Origin of the sequence: Citrobacter sp. A316 (assembly GCF_002042945.1) — a bacterium.
GTDB lineage: Bacteria > Pseudomonadota > Gammaproteobacteria > Enterobacterales > Enterobacteriaceae > Citrobacter > Citrobacter portucalensis.
Window position 1 is genome coordinate 91,945 of the sequence record NZ_MVFZ01000013.1, and the last position, 17,183, is coordinate 109,127.

Genomic DNA, 17,183 nt, shown 5'->3' on the forward strand with positions numbered 1-17,183 from the left:
GATTTTTACAATGCCTGCCATTCGCAGGTATAAAAATTAGCTCGGGAGTGTCAAATGCTGGCCTTTCTCAACCAGGTGCGCAAGCCGACCCTGGATCTGCCGCTCGATGTGCGGCGCAAAATGTGGTTCAAACCGTTCATGCAGTCCTATCTGGTGGTCTTTATCGGCTACCTGACCATGTACCTGATCCGCAAAAACTTCAACATCGCACAGAACGACATGATCTCCACCTACGGGCTGAGCATGACGCAGCTGGGGATGATTGGTCTGGGCTTCTCTATCACCTACGGCGTGGGTAAAACCCTGGTTTCCTACTACGCGGACGGCAAAAACACCAAGCAGTTCCTGCCGTTTATGCTGATCCTCTCCGCCATCTGTATGCTTGGCTTCAGCGCCAGCATGGGCGCGGGTTCAACCAGCCTGTTCCTGATGATCGCTTTCTACGCGCTGAGCGGTTTCTTCCAGAGTACCGGTGGCTCATGTAGCTATTCCACCATTACCAAATGGACACCGCGTCGCAAGCGGGGTTCTTACCTCGGCATGTGGAATATCTCCCACAACCTCGGCGGTGCGGGTGCGGCAGGCGTGGCGCTGTTTGGCGCAAACTATCTGTTCGACGGTCACGTCATCGGTATGTTTATCTTCCCGTCGATAATCGCCCTGATTGTTGGCTTTATCGGCCTGCGCTACGGCAGCGACTCCCCGGAATCTTATGGTCTTGGTAAAGCTGAAGAGCTGTTCGGTGAGGAGATCAGCGAAGAAGACAAAGAAACCGAAGAAAACGAGATGACCAAATGGCAGATCTTTGTTGAGTACGTGCTGAAAAACAAAGTGATCTGGCTGTTATGTTTCTCGAACATCTTCCTGTACGTGGTGCGTATCGGTATCGACCAGTGGTCCACCGTCTACGCTTTCCAGGAGCTGAAGCTCTCCAAAGAAGTGGCAATTCAGGGCTTTACCCTGTTTGAAGTGGGCGCGTTGGTTGGCACGTTGCTGTGGGGTTGGCTCTCTGACCTGGCTAACGGTCGTCGTGCGCTGGTGGCCTGCGTAGCGCTGGCGTTGATTATCGCTACTCTGGGCGTTTATCAGCACGCCAGCAACCAGTACGTTTATCTGGCTTCGCTGTTTGCGCTGGGCTTCCTGGTGTTTGGTCCGCAGCTGTTAATCGGTGTAGCAGCCGTCGGTTTTGTACCGAAAAAAGCGATCGGCGCAGCCGATGGGATTAAAGGCACCTTCGCCTATCTGATTGGTGACAGCTTCGCCAAGTTAGGTCTGGGGATGATTGCCGACGGCACGCCGATTTTCGGCCTCACCGGCTGGGCGGGCACTTTCGCCGCGCTGGATGCTGCCGCCATCGGTTGTATCTGTCTGATGGCCGTCGTGGCCGTATTTGAAGAACGTAAAATTCGCCGCGAGAAAAAGATTCAACAATTGAAAGTAGCTTAAGTTAAGTGTGCATTGGTAACTTTTGCCCGCCTTAATGGCGGGCTTTTTTATTCCTCGTAACCCGTCCTGAACAGCGTTAACACGTTCAGTCGTCGACAGAGGTGAATTTGCCGCTATGATGGGCGTCCTGTCTGGTAATGGATGTTCGCATGATTTGGATAATGCTGGCCACGCTGGTGGTTGTTTTTGTGGTGGGATTTCGGGTGCTAACGTCCGGGTCGCGGCGGGCAATTCGTCGTCTGAGCGAGCGACTGAACATTGATGTCGTGCCGGTAGAATCGATGATCGATCAGATGGGAAAAGTACAGGGTGAGGCTTTTTTACAGTACCTCCACCGTCCTGATGAATCGCATCTACAAAATGCTGCCCAGGTGCTGTTGATCTGGCAAATCGTTATTGTCGACGGCAGTGAGCAGAACCTGTTGCAATGGCACCGCTGGCTGCAAAAGGCCCGGCTGGCTGCACCGATTACCGACGCGCAGGTGCGTCTGGCGCTCGGTTTTCTACGCGAGATGGAGCCGGATATGCAGGAGCTTAATGCGTTCCAGATGCGCTATAACGCCTTTTTCCAGCCTGAAGATGGCGTGCATTGGCTGCACTGATAGTCCTCTTGATGGCGCAACGCTTATCAGGCCTAACGCAGTGTCCCATCGTAGGCCGGATAAGACGACGTCGCCATCCGGCGATAAACAGTTGCTGAAACGTTAAATGCGTCACAAATTTAATGTTACACTGCGTAACTTTTCTACAATAACCCCACGCAGGTAACAAAATGAGTGAAGCTGTTGAACAAAAATCCCGCGCTGAGGCAAATTCCCGACCTAACTGGTCGGCGGTATTTGCCGTGGCGTTCTGCGTTGCCTGCCTGATAACCGTTGAATTTCTCCCCGTTAGCCTGTTAACGCCGATGGCTCAGGATCTGGGGATTTCTGAAGGTGTGGCGGGGCAATCGGTGACCGTGACGGCATTTGTCGCCATGTTCGCCAGCCTGTTTGTGACGCAAATTATTCAGGCGACCGATCGTCGTTATGTGGTGATCCTGTTTTCAGTGCTACTGACGCTCTCCTGCCTGCTGGTTTCCTTTGCTAACTCTTTTTCGCTGCTGCTCGTTGGCCGCGCCTGCCTCGGTCTGGCGCTTGGCGGCTTCTGGGCGATGTCGGCGTCGCTGACCATGCGTCTGGTACCTGCACGTACGGTGCCGAAAGCGCTGTCGGTTATTTTTGGCGCGGTCTCCATCGCGCTGGTAATTGCCGCGCCGCTGGGGAGCTTTTTGGGCGGCATTATCGGCTGGCGCAACGTGTTTAATGCGGCGGCTGTAATGGGCGTGCTGTGCACGATTTGGGTGGTGAGAGCGTTGCCTTCGCTGCCTGGCGAACCTTCGCATCAGAAACAAAACATGTTCAGCCTGTTGCAGCGTCCAGGGGTGATGGCCGGGATGATTGCCATCTTCATGTCCTTTGCCGGGCAGTTTGCCTTCTTTACCTATATTCGCCCGATCTATATGAATCTGGCGGGTTTTGACGTTGATGGCCTGACGCTGGTGCTGCTGAGCTTCGGTATTGCCAGCTTTGTCGGTACGTCGTTCTCGTCGATGATTTTGAAGCGTTCGGTCAAACTGGCGTTAGCCGGTGCGCCACTGGTGCTGGCGCTCAGTGCGCTGGTCCTGATCCTGTGGGGCAGCGACAAAGTGGTGGCGGCGGGTATTGCGATTATCTGGGGACTGTTGTTTGCGCTGGTACCGGTCGGCTGGTCGACGTGGATCACCCGTTCGCTTGCCGATCAGGCAGAAAAAGCCGGATCCGTCCAGGTCGCCGTGATCCAGCTTGCCAATACCTGCGGGGCAGCGGTGGGAGGCTATGCGCTCGATACCCTCGGACTGCTGTCGCCCCTGATGATTTCCGGTAGCCTGATGCTGCTGACGGCGCTTCTGGTGGCCGCAAAAGTTCGCATAAAAGATATGCAATAAACTAAAGCACGGTATGCCGGATCGCTATCCGGTATCCTGGTTGGTTTTAATTAAAACCATTATTTTCGGCGGTATGGGCAAACCATTCGCCGCTCTTTTTCACCGTGCGTTTTTGCGTTGCTAAATCTAACTGAACAAAACCGTAGCGGTTTTTATATCCGTTGAGCCATGACCAGTTATCAATAAAGGTCCACATATGGTAGCCAAGACAATTACAGCCTTCGCTAATTCCTTTATGTAGCCATTTAAGATGCTCTGAAACAAATTCAATACGGTAGCTGTCGTTGATTTGCTCTTGCTGAATAAAACGCTGCTCATTCTCGACACCCATACCGTTTTCAGAAATAAAACAGCGCGGGTTGCCATAATTATCACGCAAATTGGTAATAATATCGTAAATACCCGGCTCATAAATTTCCCAGCCACGGTAGGGGTTCATTTTACGCCCCGGCATTTCGTAATAATCAAACAGCCACTCCGGCATAAACGGTGCATCCGGGTTTACGGCGCTATCGCGACATTTCACGCGACGTGGCTGATAGTAGTTGATGCCGAGCAGGTCGATTTTGCCCTCGGCGATTAACTGGCTGTCGCCTGGCTGGCATGCCGGTAATTGATCGTACTCTTTCAGCAGTTCAACCAGATCCGCTGGATATTCACCCTTCAGCACCGGGTCGAGGAAGCTGCGGTTAAACAGCAGATCAGCATAGTGTGCGGCTTTCACATCCGCCGGATTTTGCGATCGCGGGTAGGACGGCGTTAAATTCAACACCACGCCGATTTCACCGTCAAGGTTTGCAGCGCGATATGCCCGAACCGCCATCGAATGTGCCAGTACGGTGTGATACGCCACGGTGGCTGCACGTTTGAAATCCACCACATTAGGGTAATGGAAGTCATACAGATAACCGCCTTCAACCGGGACAATTGGCTCGTTAAAGGTAAACCAGTGCTTCACCCGGTTGCCGAACAATGTAAAACACGTCTGTGCGTAGCGGCCAAACGCCTCGACCACTTCACGGTTTTCCCAGCCGCCTTTCTCCTGCATCACCATCGGCATGTCGAAGTGGAACAGGGTGATAAATGGCGTAATGCCTTGTGCCAGCAGCTCGTCGATGACGTTGTTATAGAATTCTACGGCTTCAGGATTAACCTCGCCCGTACCGTTCGGGATCAGGCGCGACCAGCTCAGAGATGTACGGAAGCTGTTGTGCTTCAGCTGTTTGAGCAGTGCGATGTCCTGTTTCCAGTGCTGATAAAAGGTCGAGGTAGTTGCCGGGCCAACGCCCTGATGGAAACGACCTGGCTGACGATCGAACCACACGTCCCACGTGGTCTGGCTTTTGCCGCCGTTCAGGCTATCCCCTTCGGTTTGCAGTGCCGAGCAGGCACTGCCCCACCAGAAGTTTTCTGGAAAACGGTATCGCATTGTTGTTGCTCCATTGCTATTTATACGTTCTGGCAACAATACGTGTTTTTGCGATACAGAAACCGGTTACAGTACTCATTTCTCAACCAGATGCCTATAAATCCGGGCATTCAACTTTGCCAAGCGCTTCCCAGTAGTTGTTCTGATTGTTTCTTTGAATTGCCAGAATGGCTTCGCGGATGTGCTGCTGATTACGCGTATCAGCCATAATCGTTTTTTCCCACACCTCATCAGATGGCGACCCTTGCGGGGTGCAAATCTTGCGCAAGTCCTTCATAACAGTATTCTTTTCGTGTACAGCCTGCAGACTGCCATAAGCCGAGTCGGCTTGCGCCAGACTGGGTAGCGTGAAAAGGACGGCAATAATCGGAAAAATAATTTGTTTCATGATAATAATCCTTGTTGTCTATGCGCATCATCTCAAGAGTAAGTGTAGACGGCATACGATTCACTCAGCACCCTGTGTTAATGTCTAAAAATAAATCAGCCAGAAGTTGTAGTTATTTCAGGAGGATAGGATGCAAATTCAGATTACAGATACGATTACCGAAGATGATCAAAATGCCCTGCTTGCCGGATTGCGTGCTTACAATCGCCAGTTCCTGAGAACCACCAATTTTGGTGACCTGGCGGTGTATTGGCGTGATGATCGCAATGAAATTCTGGGTGGGCTGATCGGCAAAATCAAAGGTGAATGGCTGTGTATAGATTTTCTGTGGATGCATGACTCGCTGCGTAAAGGCGGTTATGGCACACAATTGATGCAGGCCGCCGAACAGACGGCGCGTGAGAGAGGATGCCTGCATGCGCTGGTGGATACCATGAGTTTCCAGGCGCTGCCGTTTTATCAGAAAAACGGCTATCAGCTGCAAATGACCCTCGATAACTTCCCGGAAACCGGTTCCGCACGCCATTATTTGTCGAAAACGTTTTGATGACCGGAAGGTCTGGATGCCGCCTCACTTTCTTGCGTAGCAGAATAGTGTATGTTCTGAACAATCATTTATTTCTTAAGCGGTAAAGAGATGAGACGGATTGAGATAATACTGGGAGAGCTGGAACGGCTGACGCGAGGACTGAATCTTGCCCATCTGGCGCAGGAAACGGCGTTCACAGCGGAGGCCATCGGCTTTAACCTCGGGCTGGCGCGCAACTCAGTCAGTAAAGATCTCAATCAGCTCTGGAACGACGGCCTGGCGATTAAAAGCCGCGGGCGTCCGGTATTCTTTCTGCATCGTCAGGCAATTGAAACGCTGCTGGGGCGCAAACTGGATGAGTCAGAGCGTGAAGTGTAAACCGTTGCTGACCTGTTGCCTGTTCAGGAAAACCAGGCAACAGACGACCCCTTTTCCGGCCTGATTGGTTACGATCGCAGCCTGCGTGATGCGGTGGAAAAAGGCCGCGCGGCGGTGCTGTATCCCCACGGACTGCATGTTCTGCTGACCGGTCCCTCCGGCGTGGGCAAAACCTTTTTTGCCGAACTGATGCACCGTTTCGCCTGTGAACGTGCAGCGGGAACGCCTCCACCGTTGGTCTATTTTAACTGCGCGGAATATGCGCATAACCCGGAACTGCTCTCTTCGCACCTGTTTGGTCATCGACAGGGGGCGTTTACCGGCGCAAACGAGAATAAACCCGGTTTGGTCGAACAGGCTGATGGCGGCTATCTGCTGCTTGATGAAGTGCATCGCCTGCCGTATGAAGGTCAGGAAAAGCTGTTTTCTATTCTCGACAAAGGCGAATACCGGCCGCTGGGTTCAAGCGCTGTGGCGCGGTCTATTTCAGTTCGCCTGATATGTGCGACCACCGAACCGGTAAGCTCGGCGTTGCTGCGTACCTTCCAGCGACGTATTCAGGTATGTATCGATCTCCCCGGTATCCGCCAGCGTTCGGTGGAAGAGCAGGTTGAACTGATTGTTGGTTTCTTACAGCGTGAGAGCCGCAAAATCGAGCGTACGATAAGCATCGACCGTACCCTGCTGCTCTGGCTGCTGAATAAGCCGCTGGAAGGCAATATTGGTCAGCTCAAGAGCGACATTCAGTTTCTCTGCGCCCAGGCCTGGGCCTCGGGGATGACGGAGCACAGCGATACGCTACAGCTGGATAAACGTCTGACCGAGATCCCCTTTAACGCCACGCCGGAACAACGTCTGCTGGTTGGGGCGTTGTTCGAAGGCAAAGAACACCTGAGCATTGATGCCCGCACGTTGCCGGCACTGAAAAATTCGCTGGCCACCGGAGCTGAAATTGAGGAGAGCGATCTCTTTTACAGCTTCCTGACCCGGGAATACATCAACCTGCGTAACAGCAACGTACCGCCAGCCGAAACGCTGGCAATCCTCAAAAACAAACTCAGCTCGATTTTTGAATATGGTCTCTATAGCCGCGATAGCGTGGCGCATCCCCCGCGCTATGGCGATCAGATTGAAGAGCGGGTCACGCTGCTGATCGGCTGCGTTGAGCAGGTGCTTGGTTTTACGCTGCCGGAAAATCTGGTTAACCCGCTGCGTAAACACTTTCTGGCGCTGATTGGTTACGTGCAGCGCGGCCTTATTCCGCAACTTTATTCTTCCAGCCTGATCCTCGATCGCTGCAAAGATGAATATGAAAACGCCACGCTGTTATGCCGAAAAATCAATGAACTGCTGCATATTCAGTGTCCGGCGACGGAAGTGGTCTGGCTGTGCCTGTTCCTCAAAGAGTGCCGTCATTATCGCCAACGGATTGACGCCAGTCCGGACTGCGGGGTGATTTTGATTGCCCACGGCGCGACGACCGCCACAAGCCAGGCGCAGTACGTGAATCGCGTGCTGGAGCGCGAGGTGTTCAGCGCTATTGATATGCCTTTCGAGCAGTCGGTGCATGACACGCTGGAGGCCCTGACGCAGATGATCCAGACCCGGCAATATCGCCGATTGATCCTGATGGTGGATATTGGCTCACTGGTCCATTTTGGCAGTACGATCAGCAAATTATTCCAGATAGACGTTCTGCTGATGCCCAATATCACGCTCACCAGTCTGCTGGAGATAGGGCTGGATTTGAGCTACGAAACCAGTGACTTACCGCAGCTGGCGGCGTTGATGCAGAGCAAAAATATTCCCTGTCAGCTCTGTACGCCGCAGCAGGAAAACAGCGGTAAAGTGCTGGTTATCTCCTGCATCACCGGGATGGGAACGGCAGAAAAAATCAAAAAGGTGCTGGAAGAGAGCTTCGGCGAACTGATGTCGCAGGATACGCGGATGGTGATCCTCGATTACAACGAAGTTCGCAGCCTGGAGCGCGTTCAGCAGGCGATTAACGCCAGTGAGCGTCTGGCAGGCATAGTGGGTACTTTCCAGCCGGGACTGCCGGATATTCCGTTTATCTCGCTCGAAGAATTGTTCTCTGAGCAAGGCCCTGAGCTGGTGCTCAGCCTGTTGACGCCAGATCTCTCCAGCAGCGAGCGCCGACTGGAAATGGAGCGCAGCGCGATGCGCTTTATCAGCGCGTTGACCATGGAGAGCATCATTAATCATATTTCGGTGCTCAACCCGCAGCGTATTCTGAAAGAGATGGAAGGCGTGTTGAATCATCTGACCACCGCGCTTTCGCTGAAACCGAGCCGCCAGGTGACACTGCGCTTCCTGATCCACTGCTGCTGTATGGTCGAGCGTATCGTGATTAACCGCAAACCGTTACAGATGGCGCTGGAGAACAAGCCGGATCTGGATGTTCGCGCGTTTAGTGTCATTAAATCTGCTTTCCTGCCGATTGAAGAGGCCTATGCCATTCGCTTATCGGACGCGGAATATTTTTATATCTACGAATTGCTGTATAGCTAATCCCTTGCCCGGTGGGGCTTTGCGCCCCGCCTGCATCCACAACTCCCCCGCGTGACACAAATTCTGGCACAGCCTTTGCTCTGTTTACCTATGTCTATGTAATCGAGCCAGGAGGCCATTTTGACTACCACTGAATCCTTGCCCCAGATCCTGCTGCTGACCCATGGCGGCTGGGGGCAACAGCTTTGCAACAGCCTGCGCATGGTGATGGGTGAAATCAAAGGCGTGACGGAAATTGCCCTGATGCCTGTTGATACGCTCGGCGAGTTTTATCAGCGCGTCGAAGCCGTAGTGAAAGCTATGCCGGAAGGCTCACTGATCCTGACCGATTTTATTGGCGGCACCACGTCTAACGTGGCGGCACGGCTGAGCGCCGATTACCCGGTGGCTGTCATTTCCGGGCTCAACGCCTCTTTGTTACTGGAGGCGCTCGACAAACGCGAGCATGGCCAACTGACCACCTGCGTGGCCGAACTGGTCGAGGCCGGGCGTAGCAGCTGCCTGGACGTTGTTGCCCACGTACGTCAATTACAACAATCACAATAAGGAATAAACATCATGGCAAACATCGTCTTATGTCGTATCGATAGCCGTCTGATTCATGGACAAGTGGTGACCAAATGGGTTGGGCAATCTCAGGCAAACCGGATTGCGGTGGTCAGCGATGAGCTGGATGCCGATCCATTTATGAAAAATATCTACCTGATGGCCGCGCCGCCGAATATCAAAGTGGATTGTTTCGGTAACCAAAGTTTTGCGGCAGCCTGGAAAGAAAACCAGCTTGGTGACGGCAAAGTGCTGGTGCTGTTCCCCTCTCTGGCTGCGGTTCAGGAAGCGGTTCAGTTGGGATTTGATGTCACCACCATTCAGGTCGGTGGGCTGGGCGGTGGGCCAAACCGCAAAGCAGTATTCCAGAACATTACGCTGGATGATAAAGACGTCGGCATCCTGAGCGACCTGAAAAATCGTGGGATTCAGGTGTTCTTCCAGACTATCCCGGAAGATAAGCCGCAGTCGCTGGACGATATCCTGAAAAAATTCTAATTCTTTGATAACAGGGTACTTAATTATGGATACTTTAGTCTTCGCAAGCCTGATGGGGTTGTATTACTGGTTTGCCCGATTACGCCTTGGCTACACCTTCTCCGCCATGCTGCTACAACCCGTCGTGATTGCTGTATTCGTTGGCCTGCTGTTAGGCAACATGGAAACGGCAATGATCATCGGCGCAGGTATGCAGCTGGTTTATCTCGGCGTGACCTCCACGCCAGGCGGCAACGTCCCGTCGGATCCGGCGCTGGCTGCCTGCATTTCAATTCCTATCGCCGTGAAGGCCGGAATGGACCCGAACCTGGCTATCGCACTGGCGATCCCGTTTGGCGTGATCGGCGTGTTCCTCGACCAGTTGCGCCGCACGTTAAACGCAGCGTGGGTGCATATGGCCGACAAGCATGCGGAAACGGCAAACATGGCGGGCATTATGCGCTGTGCGTTTCTCTACCCGGCGTTGCTCGGACTGGTACTGCGTTTCCCGGTGGTCTTCGCCGCTAACTATTTTGGTCAGGACGTTGTGGAAAGCTTCCTTAAGCTGATGCCGCACTGGCTGACGCACTCCTTTGAAATTATGGGCGGCATTCTGCCGGCGCTGGGCTTCGCCATCACCATTATGGTGATCGGTAAAAAGAGCCTGTTGCCATGGTTTATCGGCGGTTTCTTTGCGGTGCTGTACCTGAAGGTAGACATCATGGCGATGGCAATCTTTGGTACCTGCGTGGCCTTCCTGATTAAAGGTCTGGCGAAAAATGAAGGAGCAGCATGATGAGCAGCGACGTAATGCAGCATGAACTGGTGGAGCGCGCGCGCGAAAGCGGCACGCTGACCAAAGCAGACATCACCAAAGCCTGGTTTATCTACTGGCTGGGCGCGGAAGTTTCCAGCTCCTATGAGCGTTTGCAAAGCCTGATTTTCTGCGCCTCGATGACGCCGATCATCAAAAAACTCTACCCGCAAAAAGAGGAGCAGGTGGAAGCACTGAAACGTCATCTGAACTTCTTCAACTCAGAGCAGACGTTCGGGGCGGTGATTCAGGGGATCTCCATCGCGATGGAGGAGCAGAAAACGCGCGGCGAGCCAATCAGTGACGCCTCAATTACCGGGATAAAAACGGGCTTGATGGGTCCACTGGCCGGGATGGGGGACTCCATTATCTGGGCCGCCGTGATGCCGCTGTTAATTGCTATTTTCATCCCGTTTGCCGCCAATGGCAGCGCGATGGGCGGAATTGTACCGTTAATCCTCTACCCCGCCATTACGCTGGCAATCAGCTACGGTATGGTGCACAAAGGTTATACGCTGGGGCGTGACTCGATAATTGGGCTGCTGCAGGGAGGGCGAATAAAGGAGCTTATCTACGGCGCGAACGTGCTGGGCTTGATCATGATGGGTGCGCTGTCGGCAAGTTACGTCAAGATCACCACGCCGTTAAAACTTAGCGCCCTGAAAGGCTCTGAAGTGGTGGTTCAGCAAATCCTCGACTCTATTGCCCCCGGCCTGTTGCCGCTGGCGGCGGTGTTCGCCATTTATTTCTATCTGGTGAAGAAAGGACCGCGTTACACCACGATTTTACTGTCGATTGTCGCGCTCAGCGTGGTCTGTTCGCTGCTGGGAGTGCTGTAAGCCATGACACAGAACATCTACCAACAATTGGGGCTAAAACAGGTCATTAACGCCTGCGGCAAGATGACGATTCTGGGCGTTTCCAGCGTGGCGCCGGAAGTGATGCAAGCCACCGCGCGAGCTGCTTCAGCCTTTGTTGAAATTGATCGACTGGTGGATCGCACCGGAGAACTGGTTTCCCGCTACACCGGGGCTGAAGACAGCTATGTCACCTCCTGTGCATCGGCGGGTATTGCTATTGCTGTTGCCGCCGCTATTACTCGTGGTGACCAGGCGCGAGTCACGCTGATGCCGGATAGCTCAGGTATGGCCAATGAAGTGGTTATGCTGCGCGGGCATAACGTTGACTACGGTGCACCCATTACCAGCGCCATCCGTTTGGGCGGTGGGCGGGTGGTGGAGGTTGGCTCAAGTAATCTGGCGGCCCGCTGGCAGCTGGAGAGCGCGATTACCGACAACACCGCCGCGCTGCTGTACGTGAAGTCGCACCACTGCGTGCAGAAAGGGATGTTGAACATTGCGGATTTTGTGCAGGTCGCGCAGGTTCACAACCTACCGCTGATTGTCGATGCCGCCGCCGAGGAAGATTTACACGCCTGGGTGGCGAGCGGGGCGGATATGGTGGTCTACAGCGGGGCAAAAGCTTTTAACGCGCCGACCTCCGGATTTATCACCGGGAAGAAACAGTGGATTGCCGCGTGTAAAGCACAGCACCACGGGATTGCCCGTGCGATGAAAATCGGCAAAGAGAATATGGTTGGACTGGTGTATGCCCTGGAAAACTACCATCAGGGACAAACCGTGGTCACTGCCGAAGCGCTCCACCCTGTGGCGCAGGCGATTTCAGAGATTCGCGGACTGGATGCGGATATTGAGCAGGACGAAGCCGGGCGCGCCATCTGGCGGATTCGTATTCGGGTGAATGCGCAGGTGCTGGGAATGGATGCTTACGCCGTAGAAACGCAACTGCGAGAGGGCGCTATCGCGATCTACGCTCGCCGTTACAACCTTCATCAGGGCGTATTTAGTCTTGACCCGCGTACGGTCGCAGAAGGGGAAATGGCGCTGATCGTGGCCCGACTAAAGGAGATTGCAGAACATGCAGCACATTAATTTTTATCGCAATAAAGTGGCTATTAACGTGCTGGCGAAGGATATCGCCAATGCGCGGGAAATCTATGATGCTGCCGAAGGCCACGCGGTGATCGGCATTCTTTCGGCACAGTTCTCCTCGGTTGAGGAAGGGGTTAAGGAAGTAAAACGCTGGATGGCCGACGTGCCGTCGATTTCCGTGGGGTTGGGGGCGGGCGATCCGGCGCAGTATTACAAAGCGGCGATGATTGCCTCACAGGTCCATCCGGCACACGTCAACCAGACCTTTACCGGCTGTGGGTTTGCGGCAGGCGCCTTGGCGGCAACGGGTGGTGAACAGACCCATATCAACGCGTTAGTCAGTCCCACGGGCACGCCGGGGGAAGTGTTGATCTCGACCGGGGTCAGCAGCAGCCAGGGCACGCCAGCCCGCGTTTCCTGCGATGCAGCGGTCCGTATGATGTTGGATTCAGGAGCCCATGCGGCGAAGTTCTTCCCGATGGGCGGTGAGCAGTCGCTGCCAGAGCTGTACGCACTGGCGACGACCGCTGCACGTAACGGCATGACGCTGATTGAGCCGACCGGCGGTATCGATCTCGATAACTTCGGCGTTATCCTGCAATCCTGTCTGGAGGCGGGAGTACCGCGCGTCATGCCGCATGTTTACAGCTCGATTATCGACCCACAGACAGGCAAGACCCGGCCTGCAGATGTCGTCAGGTTGATGGAGATAGTCAAAGCCCTGGTGTGATGTCGCCATTGCCGGATGGTTCATAAAAAATGCCCGGAGGTGATCACGCTTACCGGGCATTTTTGCGAACGCTATTCCCTGAAAATGAATACATTGCAAAAGCATGTATTTATCCGCCAAGCCGCCTCGCAGATAGAAAAGTTCCCAGATGTTGTGTGTGCGACTGGCGAGTAAGGTTCCGTCATCTTGTTCTTCTGGTGACGGACCGCCATGAAAAAACCAACAACTTCTACGCCGCATGATGCGGTATTTAAAAAATTCTTAAGTCATCCAGAAACGGCACGGGATTTTCTTGATAGCTATCTCCCCGCACCATTACGTGAACTTTGCGATCTGAACACACTGAAGCTGGAGCCAGGGAGCTTTATTGAGGAAGACCTGCGTGCCAGTTATTCCGATGTTCTGTGGTCGCTAAAAACGAGAACCGGTAAAGGCTATATCTACGCGTTGATTGAACACCAGAGTTCACCGGATGCCCATATGGCATTTCGGATGATGCGTTACGCCATTGCCGCGATGCAGAATCACCTTGATGCCGGGCACAAAACGCTGCCGCTGGTGATTCCGATACTTTTTTATCATGGCATCGCCAGTCCGTACCCTTTTTCACTGTGCTGGCTGGATGAATTTGACGATCCAGAAACTGCGCGGCAGCTTTATGGCGCGGCCTTCCCGCTGGTCGATATCACAGTGGTCTCTGATGATGAGATTATGCAGCACCGGCGAGTGGCGCTCCTGGAACTTGTCCAGAAGCATATACGCGAGCGCGATTTGATGGTGCTGGTCGATAAACTGGTTGCCCTATTGATTAAGGGACACGCTAATGACAGTCAGGTAGAAACGCTATTTAATTACCTGGTGCAGTCTGGCAGCGCATCGCGTTTTGAGGCGTTTATTCGACAGGTTGCCCTGCGCGTTCCACAGCATAAGGAGAGATTAATGACGATTGCAGAATGCTTACGTGAGTCGGGTCATCGCAGTGGCCTGCAGGAGGGACTGCAAAAGGGTTTGCTAGAGGGCAAAAAGGACGAAGCGTTGCGGATAGCCCATGCCATGCTTGAGAAGGGGATCGATCGTGAACTGGTGCTAGTTATTACCGGGCTTTCCATTGATGAGCTAACGGCGTATTCCGGCTAATTATCTCTTTTCTCGTTATGCTTTTTTCTTCTTGCTGATGCTTTTTCGTTTTTTAAACCGCAGCGACCTTCCCGCTATAGTCATTTCATTACTCATCAGGCGGTTATTGCAAAAGGATAAAACGTGAAGCTGAAGATACCTTATTTCGGGGCCGGGGCGGCGGTATTACTGGCGGGATTATTGCTGGCAGGGTGCGATCAACAGAGCAGTGATGCAAAGCATATAAAAGTGGGTGTAATTAACGGCGCAGAGCAGGATGTGGCGGAGGTCGCGAAGAAAGTCGCTAAAGAAAAATATGGCCTGGAGGTGGAGCTGGTGGGGTTTAGCGGTTCTCTGCTGCCCAACGATGCCACCAATCATGGTGAGCTGGATGCTAACGTCTTCCAGCACCGTCCGTTCCTCGAACAAGATAATAAAGCACACGACTATAAGCTGGTTGCGGTGGGCAATACCTTTGTGTTCCCGATGGCTGGTTATTCGAAGAAAATCAAAACTGTCGCCGAACTAAAAGACGGTGCAACGATAGCGATACCTAACGACCCGACCAATCTGGGTCGGGCGCTGCTGCTACTGCAAAAAGAGAAGTTAATCACCCTTAAAGCGGATACTGGCCTGCTGCCAACAGCGCTGGATATTACGGATAATCCGCGGCATTTGAAAATTATGGAACTGGAAGGTGCGCAGCTGCCGCGCGTATTGGACGATCAGAAAGTGGATGTGGCGATTATCAGTACCACCTACATCCAGCAAACCGGGCTTTCCCCGGTACATGACAGCGTATTTATTGAAGACAAAAACTCACCGTACGTGAACATTCTGGTGGCGCGAGAAGACAACAAAGATGCCGTGAATGTGAAAGAATTCCTGCAATCTTATCAGTCACCTGAAGTGGCGAAGGCGGCAGAAACTATCTTTAACGGCGGCGCGGTTCCGGGCTGGTAATCATGACCCTTTGCCGCGCCGGTTGGCGCTAAACCGCTCTGGCGCGGCGACGTGAGTCCATTGAGATAAGTATTACCGAAGAGAGGATCAAAAGCGTGCCCAGCCAGTCTGGCAGGGTAAAAGTAATACCTAACAACAGCAGGGACAGCAACGCGCTGCTCAACGGTTCTGCGCAGCTTAAAATGCTCGCTTTCGGTCCGCCAATCATCTGCGCGCCTTTCAAATACAGGCTAAATGTCAGCGATGTGCCGATGACCACCAGATAGAAAAACGCCAGAATCAAACTGCCATTCACTACGAAATTAGTGCCCTGCCCGGCATAAAACGGCAGCAGGATCATGCCGCCGATTAACATACTCCAGCCGACGACCGGCAGCGTGCCGTAGCGCGCGATAAGCGTTGAGGGATAGGTGGTGTAGAACGCAGCGGCAAACGCCGAGGCAATTCCCCAGAAAAGCGCGGCAGGTGAGATAGACAGCGACGTCGGGTTACCGTGGGTGACCAGCAAGAAGGTGCCGATAAGCGAGGTGAAGATCGCGGTCAGCACTAAAATCCCCGGTCGCGCTTTGCGCACCACGGAGAACCACGCCACGATAATGGTCGGTGACAAAAATTGCAGCACCGTCGCGGTGGCGGCGTTGGATTTTTCAATGGTCAGCAGAAAGGTTAGCTGTACGGTGAGTGCGCCAACCACGGAAAAAATCAGCAGGCTGATGGCGTCTTTGCGATTTTTGATAATGGAGAACACTTTGTCGCCGTGAACGAAAGAGAGCATCAGCAGAATGAGCCCGGCGAAAATCAGGCGCGTCATGGTCAGAAACTGCGATGACATCTGGCTTTGCTCCATGATGTATTGCGCGCAAACGCCTGAACTTCCCCACAATACTGCGGCAATCAGGACATTCATCATCCCTCTTCTGGTGGAACTCATCTTTCCCTCGGCATGTTGTTTTGTTTTATTTGTGTGCAGGCATCATAGCAGAGATGGTTGTGATTTCTGCCAGCACATCCGCAATCAGCCAGTCATTAAAGACTTTTACCTCCGGGCGCATTACCGCGTGCTGCGGCGTAACAATGTAGTAAGACCATGCCAGAGGCCAGCGGGTGTTGGGATGAAGCTGAACCAGTTGCCCGTCTGTCAGTAGCTGCTGCACCAATGCCCTGCGCACAATGGCGACACCTTGACCACTGAGCGCCGCCAGAATCACCGCGGAGGTAGAGTTGATGTGCAATCCACTGTCGCGAACGACAGGTGCCTGGGTGGCGGTCAGGACATCATTCCAGTCCGGGAAATTGGCGCCGGGGTGGGGAGTGTCATCATGGATAAGCTTCTGTCCGGCCAACCATTCACCACAGGATATTTTATCTACTGGCACAATACGTGGGCTACAGACCAGAACCGCTTCTTCATCCATCAGCCAGGTTTTATTTACCCCAGGCCAGTCGCCTTTGCCGCAACGTACGCCCAAATCCGCTTCGCCATGAGCAACATCCATCAGCTTTTCCGTCACGTTCAGGCGTAATTCTATGTTTTCATGCGCTTGTGAGAAACGGTTGAGGCGGCTCATCAGCCAGTTCATCACCAGTACCTGAGAGGCCGTGATGATCACCACCGAGCGCGCCCGCCGACCGCGTAACTTGTTCAGCCCGGATTCCAGACTATCCAGTCCCTGGGTTATCTCACGCAACGCGTCCTGTGCTTCGCTGACCAGCGTCAGGCGCTCTTTGCCTGAACGGGTACGATGCAGCAGCGGGTGGCCAACCCAGTCTTCCAGCGCACGTACCAGTTGCCCAACGGCAGCCGGAGTGACCCCCAGTTCCTGTGCCGCCCCGGTAAAACTGCCGTGGCGGGCAGTGGCCTCAAAAGCGTGTAACCATTTAAGCCGATTCAGCGATCGCATCAGATCATTTCCCGTTTTG

General features: G+C 53.5%; 18 protein-coding genes. 14 read left to right on the forward strand and 4 right to left on the reverse strand.

Annotated features, from left to right (window positions below; all coding sequences use genetic code 11):
• Positions 1-54: 54 nt before the first annotated feature.
• From uhpT to nepI, 3 genes are all read left to right on the forward strand, one after another.
• Positions 55-1,446, forward strand: coding sequence for a hexose-6-phosphate:phosphate antiporter (gene uhpT / locus BZK41_RS16555; protein WP_047407748.1), 1,392 nt, complete (start codon positions 55-57; stop codon positions 1,444-1,446).
• Between the two features lie 149 nt (positions 1,447-1,595).
• Positions 1,596-2,048, forward strand: a complete 453-nt coding sequence (locus BZK41_RS16560; protein WP_003827141.1) for a DUF1198 family protein — start codon at positions 1,596-1,598, stop codon at positions 2,046-2,048.
• 170 nt (positions 2,049-2,218) lie between these two features.
• The gene (nepI, locus tag BZK41_RS16565) at positions 2,219-3,412 is read left to right on the forward strand and encodes a purine ribonucleoside efflux pump NepI (RefSeq protein ID WP_003827145.1); all 1,194 of its coding nucleotides are present in this window, start codon (positions 2,219-2,221) and stop codon (positions 3,410-3,412) included.
• A 46-nt stretch (positions 3,413-3,458) separates the two neighbouring features.
• Here nepI and BZK41_RS16570 read toward each other — a convergent pair whose 3' ends face one another.
• Positions 3,459-4,841, reverse strand: a complete 1,383-nt coding sequence (locus tag BZK41_RS16570) for a glycoside hydrolase family 1 protein (RefSeq protein ID WP_079938853.1) — start codon at positions 4,839-4,841, stop codon at positions 3,459-3,461.
• A gap of 94 nt (positions 4,842-4,935) precedes the next feature.
• The gene (locus BZK41_RS16575; protein ID WP_079938855.1) at positions 4,936-5,229 is read right to left on the reverse strand and encodes a YicS family protein; all 294 of its coding nucleotides are present in this window, start codon (positions 5,227-5,229) and stop codon (positions 4,936-4,938) included.
• Between the two features lie 130 nt (positions 5,230-5,359).
• Here BZK41_RS16575 and BZK41_RS16580 point away from each other — a divergent pair, with 130 nt between their 5' ends.
• The 11 genes from BZK41_RS16580 (at position 5,360) to nlpA (ending at position 15,263) form a co-directional block, all read left to right on the forward strand.
• Complete coding sequence (locus BZK41_RS16580; RefSeq protein WP_079938856.1) at positions 5,360-5,776, forward strand: GNAT family N-acetyltransferase; 417 nt, start codon at positions 5,360-5,362, stop codon at positions 5,774-5,776.
• A gap of 90 nt (positions 5,777-5,866) precedes the next feature.
• The gene (locus tag BZK41_RS27295) at positions 5,867-6,136 is read left to right on the forward strand and encodes a hypothetical protein (RefSeq protein ID WP_079938858.1); all 270 of its coding nucleotides are present in this window, start codon (positions 5,867-5,869) and stop codon (positions 6,134-6,136) included.
• Between the two features lie 15 nt (positions 6,137-6,151).
• A complete protein-coding gene (locus tag BZK41_RS16590; protein ID WP_253193771.1) occupies positions 6,152-8,665 on the forward strand; it encodes a sigma 54-interacting transcriptional regulator in 2,514 nt (837 codons plus the stop codon).
• Between the two features lie 120 nt (positions 8,666-8,785).
• Complete coding sequence (locus BZK41_RS16595; RefSeq protein ID WP_079938862.1) at positions 8,786-9,211, forward strand: PTS sugar transporter subunit IIA; 426 nt, start codon at positions 8,786-8,788, stop codon at positions 9,209-9,211.
• A 12-nt stretch (positions 9,212-9,223) separates the two neighbouring features.
• A complete protein-coding gene (locus BZK41_RS16600) occupies positions 9,224-9,709 on the forward strand; it encodes a PTS system mannose/fructose/N-acetylgalactosamine-transporter subunit IIB (protein ID WP_079938864.1) in 486 nt (161 codons plus the stop codon).
• A 25-nt stretch (positions 9,710-9,734) separates the two neighbouring features.
• On the forward strand, positions 9,735-10,484 hold the full coding sequence (locus BZK41_RS16605; protein ID WP_003023960.1) for a PTS sugar transporter subunit IIC: 750 nt from the start codon (positions 9,735-9,737) through the stop codon (positions 10,482-10,484).
• A complete protein-coding gene (locus BZK41_RS16610) occupies positions 10,481-11,341 on the forward strand; it encodes a PTS system mannose/fructose/sorbose family transporter subunit IID (RefSeq protein ID WP_005121522.1) in 861 nt (286 codons plus the stop codon). The genes BZK41_RS16605 and BZK41_RS16610 overlap by 4 nt, the downstream gene beginning before the upstream one ends.
• A 3-nt stretch (positions 11,342-11,344) precedes the next feature.
• Entirely contained in the window at positions 11,345-12,454 is a 1,110-nt protein-coding gene (gene dgaE, locus BZK41_RS16615) for a D-glucosaminate-6-phosphate ammonia lyase (RefSeq protein WP_079938866.1), read from the forward strand.
• A complete protein-coding gene (locus tag BZK41_RS16620) occupies positions 12,441-13,184 on the forward strand; it encodes a 2-dehydro-3-deoxy-phosphogluconate aldolase (RefSeq protein ID WP_079938868.1) in 744 nt (247 codons plus the stop codon). The genes dgaE and BZK41_RS16620 overlap by 14 nt, the downstream gene beginning before the upstream one ends.
• 210 nt (positions 13,185-13,394) lie before the next feature.
• The gene (locus BZK41_RS16625) at positions 13,395-14,321 is read left to right on the forward strand and encodes an Rpn family recombination-promoting nuclease/putative transposase (protein ID WP_079938870.1); all 927 of its coding nucleotides are present in this window, start codon (positions 13,395-13,397) and stop codon (positions 14,319-14,321) included.
• 123 nt (positions 14,322-14,444) lie between these two features.
• Positions 14,445-15,263: a lipoprotein NlpA gene (nlpA, locus tag BZK41_RS16630; protein WP_079938872.1), complete on the forward strand. Its 819-nt coding sequence runs from the start codon at positions 14,445-14,447 to the stop codon at positions 15,261-15,263.
• A 28-nt stretch (positions 15,264-15,291) separates the two neighbouring features.
• Here nlpA and BZK41_RS16635 read toward each other — a convergent pair whose 3' ends face one another.
• Positions 15,292-16,194 (reverse strand): carboxylate/amino acid/amine transporter, encoded by a 903-nt coding sequence (locus BZK41_RS16635; protein ID WP_003827166.1) that lies wholly within the window; start codon positions 16,192-16,194, stop codon positions 15,292-15,294.
• 25 nt (positions 16,195-16,219) lie between these two features.
• Positions 16,220-17,164 carry a LysR substrate-binding domain-containing protein gene (locus tag BZK41_RS16640; RefSeq protein WP_079938873.1) on the reverse strand — a complete coding sequence of 315 codons (945 nt, stop codon included), beginning with the start codon at positions 17,162-17,164 and terminating at the stop codon, positions 16,220-16,222.
• Between the last annotated feature and the right edge of the window lie 19 nt (positions 17,165-17,183).